This window comes from Alteraurantiacibacter palmitatis, assembly GCF_037154115.1.
Taxonomy (GTDB): Bacteria; Pseudomonadota; Alphaproteobacteria; order Sphingomonadales; family Sphingomonadaceae; genus Alteraurantiacibacter; species Alteraurantiacibacter palmitatis.
The window spans coordinates 169,744-184,271 of the sequence record NZ_JBANRO010000006.1; the positions used below are offsets into that span (position 1 = coordinate 169,744).

Annotated in this window: 16 protein-coding genes and 1 other RNA gene; 13 read left to right on the top strand and 4 right to left on the bottom strand. The window is 65.1% G+C overall.

Annotated features, from left to right (window positions below; all coding sequences use genetic code 11):
* Positions 1-151: 151 nt before the first annotated feature.
* The 3 genes from WFP44_RS09135 to rsmA are packed head-to-tail and all read left to right on the top strand — an operon-like array spanning position 152 to position 3,368.
* Positions 152-1,492, top strand: coding sequence for a peptidylprolyl isomerase (locus WFP44_RS09135; protein ID WP_336926230.1), 1,341 nt, complete (start codon positions 152-154; stop codon positions 1,490-1,492).
* A gap of 2 nt (positions 1,493-1,494) precedes the next feature.
* Positions 1,495-2,526, top strand: a complete 1,032-nt coding sequence (gene pdxA, locus WFP44_RS09140) for a 4-hydroxythreonine-4-phosphate dehydrogenase PdxA (protein ID WP_336926232.1) — start codon at positions 1,495-1,497, stop codon at positions 2,524-2,526.
* Positions 2,523-3,368: a 16S rRNA (adenine(1518)-N(6)/adenine(1519)-N(6))-dimethyltransferase RsmA gene (gene rsmA / locus WFP44_RS09145; RefSeq protein ID WP_336926233.1), complete on the top strand. Its 846-nt coding sequence runs from the start codon at positions 2,523-2,525 to the stop codon at positions 3,366-3,368. Before pdxA ends, rsmA begins: the two co-directional genes overlap by 4 nt.
* Here the strand turns inward: rsmA and WFP44_RS09150 are convergent.
* On the bottom strand, positions 3,365-3,853 hold the full coding sequence (locus WFP44_RS09150) for a hypothetical protein (protein ID WP_336926234.1): 489 nt from the start codon (positions 3,851-3,853) through the stop codon (positions 3,365-3,367). The two genes, rsmA and WFP44_RS09150, sit on opposite strands and share 4 nt — an antisense overlap.
* 114 nt (positions 3,854-3,967) lie before the next feature.
* On the opposite strand from WFP44_RS09150, the gene WFP44_RS09155 reads away from it, so the two are divergent.
* From WFP44_RS09155 to WFP44_RS09170, 4 genes are all read left to right on the top strand, one after another.
* Positions 3,968-5,179, top strand: coding sequence for a hydrolase (locus WFP44_RS09155; RefSeq protein WP_336926236.1), 1,212 nt, complete (start codon positions 3,968-3,970; stop codon positions 5,177-5,179).
* The gene (locus tag WFP44_RS09160; RefSeq protein ID WP_336926237.1) at positions 5,176-6,207 is read left to right on the top strand and encodes an arginine N-succinyltransferase; all 1,032 of its coding nucleotides are present in this window, start codon (positions 5,176-5,178) and stop codon (positions 6,205-6,207) included. The genes WFP44_RS09155 and WFP44_RS09160 overlap by 4 nt, the downstream gene beginning before the upstream one ends.
* 5 nt (positions 6,208-6,212) lie before the next feature.
* Entirely contained in the window at positions 6,213-7,463 is a 1,251-nt protein-coding gene (locus tag WFP44_RS09165; protein WP_336926238.1) for an N-succinylarginine dihydrolase, read from the top strand.
* 129 nt (positions 7,464-7,592) lie between these two features.
* Positions 7,593-7,838 (top strand): hypothetical protein, encoded by a 246-nt coding sequence (locus WFP44_RS09170; RefSeq protein WP_336926239.1) that lies wholly within the window; start codon positions 7,593-7,595, stop codon positions 7,836-7,838.
* A 262-nt stretch (positions 7,839-8,100) separates the two neighbouring features.
* Here WFP44_RS09170 and ssrA read toward each other — a convergent pair.
* Positions 8,101-8,443: a transfer-messenger RNA gene (gene ssrA / locus WFP44_RS09175) on the bottom strand.
* 36 nt (positions 8,444-8,479) lie between these two features.
* Positions 8,480-8,893, bottom strand: a complete 414-nt coding sequence (gene mscL / locus WFP44_RS09180; RefSeq protein ID WP_336926240.1) for a large conductance mechanosensitive channel protein MscL — start codon at positions 8,891-8,893, stop codon at positions 8,480-8,482.
* 164 nt (positions 8,894-9,057) lie between these two features.
* Between mscL and WFP44_RS09185 the strand changes: the two genes are divergently transcribed.
* Genes WFP44_RS09185 through WFP44_RS09205 form a run of 5 tightly spaced genes read left to right on the top strand, consistent with a single transcriptional unit; the run spans position 9,058 to position 12,682 of the window.
* Positions 9,058-9,666, top strand: a complete 609-nt coding sequence (locus WFP44_RS09185; protein ID WP_336926241.1) for a LemA family protein — start codon at positions 9,058-9,060, stop codon at positions 9,664-9,666.
* Positions 9,667-9,692: 26 nt separating this feature from the next.
* On the top strand, positions 9,693-10,517 hold the full coding sequence (locus WFP44_RS09190; protein WP_336926242.1) for a TPM domain-containing protein: 825 nt from the start codon (positions 9,693-9,695) through the stop codon (positions 10,515-10,517).
* A gap of 3 nt (positions 10,518-10,520) precedes the next feature.
* Entirely contained in the window at positions 10,521-11,198 is a 678-nt protein-coding gene (locus WFP44_RS09195) for a TPM domain-containing protein (protein ID WP_336926243.1), read from the top strand.
* A 21-nt stretch (positions 11,199-11,219) separates the two neighbouring features.
* On the top strand, positions 11,220-11,762 hold the full coding sequence (locus tag WFP44_RS09200) for an NUDIX hydrolase (protein ID WP_336926244.1): 543 nt from the start codon (positions 11,220-11,222) through the stop codon (positions 11,760-11,762).
* Entirely contained in the window at positions 11,759-12,682 is a 924-nt protein-coding gene (locus WFP44_RS09205) for a ketopantoate reductase family protein (RefSeq protein WP_336926245.1), read from the top strand. The genes WFP44_RS09200 and WFP44_RS09205 overlap by 4 nt, the downstream gene beginning before the upstream one ends.
* Positions 12,683-12,687: 5 nt before the next feature.
* Here WFP44_RS09205 and WFP44_RS09210 read toward each other — a convergent pair whose 3' ends face one another.
* Complete coding sequence (locus WFP44_RS09210; protein ID WP_377922853.1) at positions 12,688-13,647, bottom strand: isopenicillin N synthase family dioxygenase; 960 nt, start codon at positions 13,645-13,647, stop codon at positions 12,688-12,690.
* Positions 13,648-13,686: 39 nt separating this feature from the next.
* Here WFP44_RS09210 and WFP44_RS09215 point away from each other — a divergent pair, with 39 nt between their 5' ends.
* Positions 13,687-14,523, top strand: coding sequence for a beta-etherase (locus tag WFP44_RS09215; RefSeq protein WP_336926247.1), 837 nt, complete (start codon positions 13,687-13,689; stop codon positions 14,521-14,523).
* Positions 14,524-14,528: the final 5 nt, after the last annotated feature.

Sequence of the window (14,528 nt, forward strand, 5' to 3'; positions counted from 1 at the left end):
CGCCGCTATCCCTGCGCCGATGTCGCCTTGCATTGGCAGCGCGTGTCATTGCCGCTATCAGCCGCAGGCTCAGCTTGGGTTAAGCCTGCATCGGGCAGGGGCCATCGGGCAAACTGGCGCAATCTCGCGCCGCATACAGGAATGAAACCAAGTGATCCGGTTCGCCAAGACCTTTGGAATTCTTGCCGCCTCCGCTGCGGCCACCGCCACGCTCGCTTTTGGCGGGACAGCCGCGCTCGCCCAGAATGACGGTTTCAACTTCCCGCAGGACATCAATTTCCTTGCCCAGGCCGATCCCAATGTCCGCCGCGCCACCGCGCGGGTGAATGGCAACATCATTACCGGCACCGATGTGGATCACCGCGTGGCCCTGATCGTGGCCGCAAACAACGCGCCGATCCCGCCCGAAGAAATGGAGCGCCTGCGCCTGCAAGTGTTGCGCAACCTGATCGACGAAACGCTTCAGGTTCAGGAAGCCGCCGCGCAGAACATGGCCGTGACGCAGGAAGAAGTTGACCAGTCCTATACCCGCTTCGCTGTCGAGCGGTTCGAACGCGGGCCGGAGGAGATGGACGCCTATCTCGCCTCGATCGGCTCCTCTGCGCGCACGCTCAAGCGGCAGATTCAGGGCGAACTGGCGTGGGATCGCCTGCTTCGCCGCAACATCGCGCCTTTTGTCAATGTCTCGACCGAAGAAGTGTCGGAAATCTACGACCGGCTGATGGCGGCACGCGGGCAGTACGAATACCGCATCGGGGAAATCTACCTTTCGGCAACCCCCGCCACGCGCGAGGCCGTGCTTGCCAATGCGCAGCAGATCGTAACGCAGCTGCGGCAGGGTGGCAGTTTCGTGGCCTATGCCCGCCAGTTCTCCGAAGCGTCCACGGCGGTTGTGGGCGGCGATCTGGGCTGGATCCGGCTGGAGCAGTTGCAGAACCCCACGCTGGAAGCAGCCGCGCGCGAATTGCAGCCGGGCCAGCTTGCCGGCCCCATCGAAATACCCGGCGGCTTCTCGCTGCTGCTGCTGATCGACCGGCGCCAGATCGGCATGGCTGATCCACGCGATGCGGTGCTGAGCCTGACACAGGTTTCGATCGATTTCCCCCCCGGACTGCCCGAATCCGAAGCGGCCTTGCGGGCGCAGCAATTCTCCAGCATGGTCGCAACGATCAATGGCTGCGGCGATGCCGAAGCCAAGGCCGCGTCGATCGGTGCGGAAGTCATCTCCAACGACGACATTGCCGTGCGCGCCTTGCCCGATGCGCTGCAGAGCATCATGCTGGAAATGAATGTGGGCGAAGCCACCCCGCCCTTCGGCGATTTGCAGCAGGGTGTGCGCGTGCTGATCCTGTGCGGGCGCGACGATCCGGCGCAGGTGGCAGGGCCGTCCTTCGACGAAATCCTGACGACGACCGAGAACGAGCGCATCAACCGGCGCGCACAGCGTTACCTGCGCGACCTGCGCCGCGACGCGGTGATCGAATACAATTAAACTTGGCGCAGTCTCCCGTGCCTGACCTGCCCCCGCTTGCCATCTCGCTGGGCGATCCGGCGGGCGTGGGGCCGGAACTGATCGCACGGGCGTGGATGGCGCGCGGCGAACAGGCCTTGCCGCCCTTTCTGGTGACAGGTGGGGCCGGCGTGCTGGCGCAGGCCGCGGGCAGCCGGGGGATCGCGCTGCCGCTGGTGCCTATTCACAGCGTGCACGAGGCAACGGGCGTCTTTCCCACTGCCCTGCCCGTGCTGGCCGATGCAGGCGACGATGTGTTCACTCCCGGCCAACCCACCGAAACAGGGGCGCGTCTGGCGCTTGCTTCGTTGACCCGCGCCGCGCACTTGGCGCTGTCCGGCAAAGTCGCCGCGCTGGTGACGGCACCGGTGGCCAAGGCGCAATTGGCCGCAATCGGCTTTACCCATCCCGGCCAGACCGAATTCCTCGCCCATGTCTGCGGCGTGGAGGAGGAGGATGCGGTGATGATGCTGGCCGGGCCATCCCTGCGCACCGTGCCGCTGACGATCCATATCCCGCTGGCACGGGTTTCGGCTGCCATCACGCAGGAACTGATCCTGCGCCGCTGCCGCGTGATCGCCGCCGCGCTGCGGCGCGATTTCGGGATGGCCCACCCGCATCTGGCGCTGGCCGGCCTCAACCCTCATGCCGGCGAAAAAGGGCGCATGGGCGATGAGGAAGCGCGCGTGATCGCCCCCGCCATTGCCGCCTTGCAGGCCGAAGGCATCAACGCCACCGGCCCGCATCCGGCCGATACGCTGTTCGCCCCGCACAAGCGCGGATCCTACGATGTGGCGGTGGCGATGTATCACGATCAGGCGCTGGTGCCGCTGAAAACGCTGGATTTCGACAACGGCGTGAACATGACGCTGGGGCTGCCGATCATCCGCACCTCGCCCGATCACGGCACCGCCTTCGATATTGCGGGCAAGGGGTTGGCGCGGCCCGATTCGCTGCTGGCTGCCATCCGCATGGCGGCACAGGCGGCGGCTTTTCGGGCCAAGGACACCGCGTGAACTTGCCCCCCCAGCTACCACCTCTGCGGGAAGTCATCGCCGCGCACGGGCTGAGCGCGTCCAAGGCGCTGGGCCAGAATTTCCTGTTCGACGAACATTTGCTGGGCCGGATTGCCCGCATCCCCGGCGATCTGGCGGGCAAGCGCGTGCTCGAAATTGGCCCCGGCCCCGGCGGCCTCACGCGTGCCTTGCTGCGCGCAGGCGCGCAGGTCACGGCCATCGAGATGGATCGCCGCTGCCTGCCAGCGCTTGAAGAACTGGGCGCGGCCTTTCCCGGCCAGCTTGCCGTGGTGGAAGGCGATGCGCTGAAGATCGATCACGGCGCGCTGATGGAGGGGCAGCCCTTCGCCGTGGTTGCCAACCTGCCCTACAATGTCGGCACCGCGCTGTTCACCCGCTGGCTTTCGCCCGAAAGCGATGGCGGAACATGGCCGCCGCAATGGACATCGCTGACGCTGATGTTCCAGCAGGAAGTCGCGCAGCGCATCGTGGCCGAACCCGGCTCTGACGCCTATGGCCGACTTGCGGTGCTGGCGCAGTGGCGCAGCATTCCGAAGCTGGCGATGAAAGTGCATCGCAGCGCCTTTACCCCGCCGCCCAAGGTGATGAGTGCGATTGTCCATGTCACCCCGGCGCAGGCTCCTGCAGGCGTTCAGGCCGCCATGCTCGCCCGGTTGACCGAGGCCGCCTTTGGCCAGCGGCGCAAGATGTTGCGGCAGAGCCTGAAGGGAGTGCCCGGCGCTCTGGCCGCGCTGGAAGGACTGGACATCGATTCCACCCGCCGGGCCGAGACGCTGGCCGTGGCCGATTTCGTGGCGCTGGCGGGCGCGCTGTCGCGCTAATGCGACGCGGCTTCCACAGCCTCGCGCACCGGATTGAGACCGCCCGCCACCAGCTCGGTCAACAGTATCCCCGCCCCTGCCACGGCCAGAAGCATCAAGCCGAGCTGCGCTGCACGGGCAAGCACTTGCGGGTTCAGCCAATCGGCAGAGGTTTTTCCGCGCACGACCCTTGCGCCGCGGGCTGCGGCCAGCATCACCGATGCCTTGCCGCCTTCGATCATTGCCGGGATGCTCACCCTTTCGCGCAGCAACAGGCCAAAGCGCCGCTCGCTTGTCCATTTCACCTGCGCGCTCATCCGGTTGCGGCCCACGATGATTTCCACAAAGTCGCCGCGCACAGGCGGGCGCGCCGCGGTGGCGAGCAGGCCGCGCGTCGATATGTCGATCAGGCAGATGTCGCGTTCGCCCAGATTGTCGCGCAGCCGTGCGCGCACCACGGCCCGGACGCGCGCTTCCACCCTTGGCTTGCCCGCTAGCGCCATCATAAACCCCTGTCGGCCTGCACCCTGCAGGCCCGACGCCTTAGCACTGCGGCCTTAGCCGGGGGTTAAGGTGCGGGGAATTGACAGCACCGCCTATTGCCTTATGCCCGGTTGCATATGAAACAACTCAGCGCCACCGAACAGGCTCTTGTCGCCGGGATCGACCAGCAGGCCATGCTGGGCCGGGTGCTGGAATGGGCGGCGATCAACACCGGCACCGGCAATCTTGACGGACTGGCGACATTGTCCGCCCTGCTGGCCGATTGTCTGAGCCAGCTTCCCGGCGAGGTGCGCCGCGCCGACCCGGCCGAAGTGACAGGCGTGGATGCGAACGGCCATGTGGTGACGCGTCGGCACGGGCACCATCTGGTGCTGAGCGTGCGCCCGGAAGCGCAGCGGCGAGTCATCCTGACCGGGCATATGGACACCGTGTTCCCCGCCGATGACCCATTTCAGCAGGTGCGCTGGCTGGATGAGGAAACGATCAACGGCCCCGGCACGGCAGACATGAAAGGCGGCATCGCGGTAATGCTGGCGGCGCTTGCCGCGCTGGAAACCTCGCCCGCCGCCGCGCGCATCGGCTATGACGTGCTGCTTAATTCGGACGAGGAGACCGGATCGCTTTCTTCCGCCCCGTTGCTAGCGCAGCTGGCGCGGGGCAAGTTTGCAGCGCTGACGTACGAACCCTCCGCACTGCCCGATGGCACGCTGGCCCATGCACGCGGCGGAAGCGGCAATTTTTCCGTAACCTTTCGCGGCCGCGCCGCCCATGCCGGGCGCAATCCGCAGGACGGGCGCAACGCGCTGGTCGCCGCGGCAGATTGCGCGGTGCGGCTGAAGCAGATGAGCCATGACGACTTGCCGATAAACCCGGCGAAGATCGATGGCGGCTCGGCCAATAATGTCGTGCCCGATCTGGCTGTGCTGCGCTTCAACATTCGCCCCAAGACGAGTGAGGCGGCGCAAGCCTTCTTATCGGATTTCAATGATTTGCTGCGCTTCATTGAAAAGCTGCATGATGTTTCCACGCACAGCCATGGCGGCATCACCCGCCCGCCAAAGCCAGTGGATGCCCCGGCGCAAAAGCTGTTCGATCTGGTGCGCGATGCGGGCGCGGCGCTGGGGCAGGAAATTGGCTGGAAGCCTTCGGGCGGGGTGTGCGATGGCAACAATATTGCCGCCTGCGGGGTCGCTGTCGTGGATACGATGGGCGTGCGCGGCGGGGCCATTCATTCACCGCAGGAATACATGATCGTGCCATCGTTGAAGGAACGCGCTGCTTTGAGCGCCGTGGTCCTGCACCGACTGGCAGAAGGGGATGTTTTGTGACTTTCGTCATCCGCGCGGCGGGCCTTGCCGATCTGCAACCGCTGTATGAAATGGCCAAGCTGACCGGGGGCGGCTTCACCAATCTGCCGCCCGATCGCAATGCGCTGCGCACCAAGCTGGAAAAGTCCGCCGCCGCCTTCCGGCGCGAGGCGGATGAGCCGGGCGATGACCTGTTCGTCTTTGTGCTGGAAAACACCGCCACGAAAGAGGTGCGCGGCACCTGCCAGATCTTCTCCGCCGTGGGGCTGAAATGGCCGTTCTATTCCTACCGCATCGGCGCGCTGACCCAGCACAGCGAGGAGCTGGGCCGCACGTTCCGCGCCGATATCCTCAACCTGTCCACCGATCTGGAAGGCGCTTCTGAAGTGGGCGGGCTGTTCCTGCATCCGGGTGAGCGGGCGGGCGGGCTGGGCCTGTTGCTGGCGCGCAGCCGGTACCTGTTCATCCGCAACCATCGCCCGCGCTTTGCCGACCGCACGCTGGCCGAACTGCGCGGCGTGATTGACGAGGCGGGCGGATCGCCCTTCTGGGACGGGGTCGCGGGCCGTTTCTTTGGCATGAGTTTTCAAGAAGCGGACGAATTCAACGCGCGCCACGGCAACCAGTTCATCGCTGACCTGATGCCCAAGCACCCGGTCTATATCGCCATGCTGTCCGAACAGGCGCGAGCCGTGATCGGCAAGCCGCACCCTTCGGGCCGCGCCGCGATGCGGATGCTGGAGGAGGAAGGCTTTGCGTGGGAAAACTATGTCGACATATTCGACGGCGGCCCCACCATGACCGTGCGCACCGACCAGATCCGATCCGTGCGCGAGGCGACGGACAGCACCCTCACCCGTATCGATCACAGCCTGGCCGATGGCGAGATCGGCGAAAAGCGGCTGGTCTGCACGGGACATCTGGCCTCCTTCCGCGCGGCCTATGGCTGGGTTGCGCCGGAAGAAGGCGGCGTGGCGATCGATCCGGCCTGCGCCGCTGCGCTGCATATCGGCGAAGGCGACAGCGTGACACACGTGGCGCGGTGGTGAGAGCCGTGATGCTGACAGAAATCAACTTCGACGGGATTGTTGGCCCCAGCCACAATTATGCGGGCCTCAGCCTTGGCAATCTGGCCGCCACCCGGAATGCGGGCGGCACCTCCTATCCCCGCGCTGCGGCGTTGCAGGGTCTGGCCAAGATGCGCGCCAATATGGCGCTGGGGCTTGCACAGGGCTTTTTCGTGCCGCTGCCCCGCCCCAACACCGCGTGGCTGCACGAACTGGCGGCCGATGAGGCTACGAACCCTGCCCTCATCGCGGGCGCGTGGTCGGCGTCCTCCATGTGGACGGCCAATGCCGCCACCGTATCCCCCGCGCCCGATACGGCGGACGGGCGCTGCCACCTGACCGTGGCCAATCTGGTGACCATGCCGCACCGCAGCCACGAATGGCCCGATACGCTCAAGCAGCTGCGGCTGGTCTTTGCCGATGCTGCGCATTTTGCCGTGCACCCGCCCGTGCCGCCCACCTTTGGCGATGAAGGCGCGGCCAACCATATGCGCCTTGGCCCCACGCACGCGCAGGCGGGGCTGGAAGTGTTCGTCTATGGCCGCCCCGGTGGCCGCTTCCCCGCCCGCCAGCACGAGGAAGCCAGCCGTATCGTCGCGCGCCGACACGGGCTTGATCCGGCGCGGGTGCTGTTCGTGGAACAGGCGCCGGAAGCCATCGCGGCGGGCGCATTCCACAATGACGTTGTCGCGGTGGCGAATGAGGGCGTGCTGTTCACGCATGAACGCGCCTTTGCCGATCCTGCCGCCACTTACGCTGCGATAGCCGAAAAATGTCCGCAAGCGCAGGTCGTCGAAGTTCCCGCCAGCGCGGTGAGCCTTGATGAGGCGATCCGTTCCTATCTGTTCAACGCCCAGCTTGTGACCCCGCCCGATGGCGAGATGACGCTGGTTGTGCCGTCGGAATGCAAGGAAAGCGCGCCGGTCTGGGACTGGCTGCAATCCATGCTGGCGGGCAACGGCCCGATCCGCCGGGTGCAGGTGGTCGATGTGCGCCAGTCGATGGCGAATGGCGGCGGCCCGGCCTGCCTGCGCCTGCGCGTGGTGGCAGATCCCGCCACCATCGACCCGCGCTTCCTTCTCAGCGAGGCAAAGGCCGATGCGCTGGAAAAGCTCATTGCCGCGCATTGGCCGCAGCAGATCGACCCTGCCGATATCGGCAGGGAGAGCCTGGCGTCCACTCTCCGGCAGGCCCGCGCCGCGCTGCTCGATACGCTGGAAATCCCCGAACTCGTCTGATGCACGCCCGCGACTCGGCGCATCTGTCGGGATGGTTTACACTCCGCTTTGCGTTAACCGTTGAAAGCCGCAGGAACCTGCGGCTGGCACGGGGATTGCAGAGAGAAGTGGTAAAGAGAAAGGGGAGCAATGCTGCGCAAGATTTCCAGGCTTTTCGTGATCAAGACACGGATCGAAGCCTTCCTGATCATCTATGCGCTTGCCCTCGGCGCCTGCACGCGCGGCGCGGCCTATCTCAAGACCTTTCCCGGCGTGGGCGGCTGGCTGCTGTTCCTCGCCTGCACTGGCGCGGTGTTCCTGGCGGGAGCGAAAATCCTCGATTGCCTGAAATACGAACGGGCCGAGCGCGAGGCCAAGGCCGCCGGCAAGGCCTGACCGGGCGCGGCGGCCAAAATTGACGAAGTTGACATCGTCACGATGCCGACTTTGTCGAATATCATATTGATAACGCGCGCATAAAACACGGTTTGCGAAATTGACACCGCTGCCCCGAAAAAAATGGCGGCATGGTGCGAAATCCCCCTGGGTCAACGATCGAAAGAACGCGGCAAGGCCTGCCGCGCGCCGCGCCGTGTAGGAAAGCCAATTGCAAATGGGAGAAGGTGGGGGTTTCTGTTGCTAGCTACCCCCGGAGCCCCGGAATCCGTTCTGTTGCCCGGTCGGTCCAACCGCGCTTTAGCTTTGTAAGATCAGGCCGTTAGGCCGTCAGGTTACGCAGCGATTGCGAGTGCTTCGTTATCGTTGGCACTTGTGTGTTTTGAGCCTTTAACGGGTTACTCAGCCCGGGCGAAAACAGTGCTTTTCAACACACGTCGATCCTGGTTCGGCCCCGTCATTTTCCCTGCGATAACAGGGAGAGTGGTGGAGCCGCCGGGTACTGCCCCCGGGTCCGCTGTGCCTATTGCACACCGCAATTTATCGCCATAGCCGGCCGAAACCGGCAGGCCCGATATAGGCGTTTCTGGATGAATGGAAAGTGGACGGCAGCGCAAAAAGCGCTGCCGCCCCATTTTGCCTTACTTCTTCAGCGCGTCGCGGATTTCGGTCAGCAGTTCCACTTCGGTCGGGCCGGCGGGCGCGGCGTCCTCGACCTTCTTGGGCATCAGCTTGTTCGCCTGGCGCACCAGCATGAAGATCACGAAAGCCAGGATAAGGAAGTTGATGACGACCGACACGAAATTGCCATAGGCGAGCACATTGGCCCCCGCCTCACGCGCGGCGGCAAGCGAGGTGCCCGGCGCGACATCGCCGCTGAGCACAACATAGAGGTTGGAGAAATCCACATCGCCCACAATGCGGCCGATCAGCGGCATGATGATATCATCGGTCAACGAACTCACGATCGTGCCGAAAGCCGCCCCGATGATGACCGCGACCGCCAGATCGAGCACATTGCCCCGCGCGATGAATTCCTTGAACTCGCTCAACATATCTTGTGTCCCCTGCTCCTCGTTGGAGCGGTTTGCTTGCCAGCTTCGATGGTTAACGGCAAGTGCCGCTGTCTGCGCGGGCGGCAATCCTTGAAAGGCGAAATGGCCGTGCTATATGCACAATACACCCGCGGATGGGCGGGTGCCTTGGGAGGATATCCGCGATGTTCATGCGCCTTGCCCGCCTTGCCACCATTACCATCGGCAGCCTTGCGCTGGCCGCCTGCGGCATCAATTCGGTGCCCAGGGCAGAGGAAAACGCGAAGGCCAAATGGGCCGATGTGCAGGCCGCGTTTCAGGAACGCGCCAATCTGATCCCCAATTTGCAGGAAATCACCATGGCTTCGGCCGAGCAGGAGCGCGAGACGCTGCAAGGCGTGATCGAAGCGCGCGCATCGGCCACGCGCCCCGAAATCCAGCTTTCGGGCGATGATCTGAACGACCCGGCCAAGATGGCCGCTTTCAGCCAGGCGCAGAACCAGCTCGGCGGCGCGCTGGCGCGCCTGATGGTGACAGTGGAACAATATCCCGAACTGCGCAGCCAGGAGAATTTCGGCCGCTTCATGACCCAGATCGAGGGCCAGGAAAACCGCATCCGCGTGGCGATCCGCGATTATAACGAGGCGGTGCGCCAGTATAACACCACCATCCGCACCTTCCCCGACATCATCGGCGCCAAGGTGATCCATGGCGCTGAGCCGATGGTGCCGTATGAAGCGGTGACTGCCGGGGCCGAGGTTGCGCCCACGCTCGATATGCGTTCGGGCAATTGACCGGGCACGCGGCGGGGCCAAACACGATGCGGCTGCGGGCAATCCTGCTGGCCTTTCTGGCCCTCATCATGCTTGCCCCCGCCGCGCAGGCGCAGCCCGCCTTTCCCGAACGCGGCACCGCCCCGGTGCTCGATCTGGCCGATGTGATCGACCCGGCGACCGAAGCGGATCTGACCGCGCGTCTGGACGCCTTCGAGCAGACCAACCAGCGGCAGTTCGTGATTCTGACCCTGCCCAGCCTCGATGGGTATGACATTGCCGATTACGGATACCAGTTGGGCCGTTACTGGGGTCTTGGCGATGCGGAAAACAACGATGGAATCATCCTGATCGTCGCTCCGAACGAGCGGCTGATGCGGATCGAGGTCGGATACGGGCTGGAGGCGATCATCCCCGATGGCCTCGCCTTCGAATATATCGAGGAGATGAAGCCCTTCTTCCGCAATGGTGATTATTCGGGCGGCATCGCGCTGGGGGCGGAGCGGATCATGACGCAGCTGACCCTGCCGCCAGAGGAAGCCGCCGCGATTGCTGCTGCGGCCGGGCAGGATCGGCAGGGCGAAGGCGGCATCCCGGTGGGCGGGCTGATCTGGCTGGGCTTCCTGTTCTTCTTCTTCATCCTGCCCATGCTGCGCAGCGGCGGGCGGCGGCGCTATCGCGGCGGCAGCGTGGCGGGCGCAGTGGGTGACATCATCCTGTGGGAAGCGGGCAAGGCCATTGCGCGCGGGGCATCGGGTGGCAACAGCGGCTGGGGTGGCGGCGGCTTTGGCGGCGGTGGCGGTTTTGGCGGCGGCGGTTTCGGAGGGGGCGGCGGCTCCTTCGGGGGCGGCGGCGCGTCGGGGGGGTGGTAGGCCATGCCCATTCATGACGAGAGCCAGCACCAGATTGTCAGCGATGCGGTGGCGGCGGCCGAAAGCGCAACCAGCGGCGAGATTGTCACCGTGGTGGCGCAGGCGAGCGATGGCTATACCGATGTCGCGCTGGTCTGGGCAATTGCCATTGCCTTTACCGCCATGTCGGTCTTTGCGGTGATCCCGGATTTCTACACCGGGCTGTGGGACGCGGTTTTCCACGCCGGATGGGCGGGCCAGTGGACGCATGGCGAAGTGCTGACGCTGGCCATCGGCTTTGGCCTGTTGACTTTTGCGGGCGTGATGGCGCTGATGCTGTGGCGGCCCTTGCGCATGGCGCTGGTGCCCGCTCCGGTGAAGCGGCTGCGCGTGCGCCGCGCGGCGGTGCGGCATTTCAAGGTGGGCGCGGAACGCCGCACGCATGGCCGCACCGGCGTGCTGATCTACCTGTCGATGGACGAACACCGCGCCGAAATCGTCGCGGATGATGCGATTGCAGCGATTGTCTCTGCCGATGTGTGGGGCGTGGCCATGGCCGATATGCTGGCCGAAATCCGCAAGGGCTGCGTGGCCGAAGGCATCGCGGCGGGCGTGCGCGATGTGGGCGCGGTGCTGGCCGAGCATTTCCCGCGCGACGGCAATGACGTGAACGAATTGCCGGATCGCTTGATCGTCCTCTGACGCTCCTCTACGCCCGCCTGCATGGTGGAAGACGCAGACGCGCCCGAAGAGGTGATGTGGCAGGGTGACTGGATCACCGCCAAGCGCCGGGGCAAATGGGAATATGTGGCCCGCGCACGCGGCATCCGTGCAGCTGTCATCCTGCCGCTGGACGGTGATCATGTCATTCTGGTCGAACAATACCGCGTGCCGGTGGGCGGGCGCGTGCTGGAATTGCCCGCCGGGTTGATCGGGGACGAGGCCGGCGCGGAGGGCGAAGACCCGCTGGAGGCCGCCCGGCGCGAACTGGTGGAGGAAACCGGCTATACCGCTGCGCACTGGCAGGATTGCGGCGCCTATCTGTCCTCCCCCGGCCTGACAGGTGAAAGCTTTACCCTGCTCAAAGCCACCGGTCTCACCAAGGTAAGCGAGGGCGGCGGCACGGCGGAGGAGAACATCGTGGTGCACCGCGTGCCCTTGGCCGATTTGCCTGCACACATTGCGGCGTTTCGCGCGGCGGGCCTTGCCATTGATGTGCGCCTGCTGATGCTGCTGGGCGGCCAGATACTGGGAGAGACAGCATGAACATCGCCATTCTGGGTTCAGGCGCGATGGGCTGCCTGTTCGGCGCGGCCTTTCACCGGGCGGGCTGCAAAGTCACCTTGGTGGATGTGAGCCAGCCCCATATCGACGCGATCAACGCTAACGGCCTTGAACTCGATACGCGCGCCGGGGTGGAGCATCTGCCCATCCCCGCTCGCCTTCCGGCTGAGGCCAAAGGGCCGTTCGATCTGATCGTGGTGTTCACCAAGACATTTCACACACTCGGCGCGCTGCACGGCATCGCCCATGCCATCGGGCCGGATACGCATCTTCTCAGCTTGCAGAACGGGCTTGGCAACGACGCCAGGCTGGCGGGATTTGTGCCCGATGCCCAAGTGATGGTCGGCGCGTCCATGCTCCCTTCCGATCTGGTCGGCCCCGGCAAGGTGCGCAGCCATGGGACGGGCTATTCGCGCCTCTATCCCGCATTCGGAGGTGACCCGGCCATGGCGGAACAGGTGGCCGATGCGCTGACACGGGGCGGGCTGCCTGCACAGCTTGACCCCGCGATTCACGAGGCGATCTGGTCCAAGGTGATCTTCAACGCCGCGATGAACCCGCTGTGCGCGCTCACCCGCCGCACGCCGGGCTTTCTGGGGGCGAGCGAGGAGGCACGCGCCACCATCCGCGCGGTGGTGGAGGAAGGCGTCGCCGCCGCCCATGCCAACGGGCGGATGATCGACGCGCAGCCCATCCACGATCTGACCCAAGTGTCGATGACCGACCACGCGAACCACGAAGCCAGTATGTTGCAGGACGTGAAGGCCGGTCGCCGCACCGAAGTGGACGCGATCAACGGCGCGATTGTCGAGGCGGCAGAGGCCAGGGGCCTTTCCGCCCCTGTCACCCGCACGCTGTGGCACCTCGTCAAGCTGGAGGAAGCCAAGCTGGCCGAGAGGTGAGTGCGTTACGCCAGCCTGATTTCGCGCAGGCGTTCCATCAGGTAATCCTGCGCCGTGATCGGATCCTCCCCGCCCTCGAACATGGGGCGAATCAGGAAATCGGGCCGGAAATGCAGGAAGAACGGCATTGAATAGCGTGAGGTGCGCGCCGCATCGCCTGCCGGATTGACCACGCGGTGCGTTGTGGAACGCAAGCGGCCCGCGGTCAGGCGTTGCAGCATATCGCCCACATTCACCGCCAGCGCGCCGGGTGGCGGGCTGACGGGCAGCCATGTGCCATCGCGCGCCAGCAATTCCAGCCCCGCCGCCTCTGCCCCCAGCAGCAGGGTGATGGTGTTGATATCTTCATGCGCAGCGGCGCGGATCGCGCCCTCTGGCGCGGCCTCAATCGGCGGGTAATGCAGCAGGCGCAACACCGAATTGCCGTCGCGCACGCTGTCTTCAAAGAACACCTCGTCCTCGCCCAGATAGAGCGCGATGGCCGACAATATGCGCCGCCCCGTCCAGTCAAAGGCGAGGTAGAGGTCCTGCATCACGGGCCGGAAATCGGGCAATTCGTCGGGCCAGATATTGGGCCGCATATGCGCCGCATACGGGTGCCCCGGCGGCAGATCACGCCCCACGTGCCAGAACTCCTTCAAATCCTGCACCCGCGCGCCCTTGGCCTGTTCGACGCCAAAGGGCGTGTATCCGCGCGCGCCCGCCTGCCCGGTGCGGTGATAGGCGCGCTTCACAGCGTCCGGCAAAGCAAAGAACTGCCGCATCAGCGCATCGGCCCGGTCGATCAGGCGCTGGTCGATCCCGTGCCCCTCCACCACGGCAAATCCGTATTCCTCGAACGAGGCGCCAAGCTGCCCCGCCAGATCGGGCAAGGGCTGATCCAGCCGGACGAATGCAAGCTGGCGAGCGGCTTCAGGGGCGGAATCTGACACGGCGCAATGTCTTTCGCTTTTCTTTCGGGCCATCTCGCCATAGCAAGCCCCCCGGAGAGAGGAACCCCGCACATGGCCGCGAACAACACGATCACGCTTTATGACCTTCAGGTGTCCACGGGCGCCACGATCAGCCCCTTTGTCTGGGCCACCAAATTTGCCGTGGCGCACAAGGGGTTCGATCTCGACATCGTCGATGGCGGCTTTACCGGCATCATGGAACGCACCGGCGGCAAGACTGAACGTTTGCCCGCCATCGTGGATGATGGCACATGGGTGCTCGATAGCTGGGGCATCGTCGAATATCTGGACAGCGCCTATCCCGATCGCCCGCTGCTGATCCCCGATGAAAGCGTGGCCGCGCTGACCAAGGCGCTGGATGCGTGGTTCTGGCCTGCCGCTGTGGGGCCGTGGATGCGCAGTTTTTGCGCCGATTACCGCGATGTCTGCTTCGAACATGACAAGGACTATGTCACCTCCACCCGCGAAGTGATGCTGGGCGGAAAGCTGGAGGATTTGCAGGCGGGGCGCGAAGATCGCCTCTGCGCCATTTCCGCCGCGCTCGAACCGCTGCGCATGGCTTTGCGCGAGCATGATTTTCTGGGCGGCAGCCGCCCCAATTATGCCGATTACCGCATCATGGGCGGTTTCCTGTGGCTTGCCAGCCTGGCGCAGACCCCGGCGCTGGCGGCGGACGATCCCTTGCGCCCGTGGATCGAGCGGGTGCGCGCCCTTTATGGCGGGCTTGGCAACCACCCCGGCCTGTTCGAGATTTTCGGGCTGGAACAGCGACCCGGCGATCCCGATCCCTTTGTGCGGGTGGCGGGCAAAGGCGGCATTTTCAAGCGCAATACCGGCCCTGCCTCCACGGCGGCGGAAACGCAGGCCATCACCGCGAAGAAGGATTGATCCCC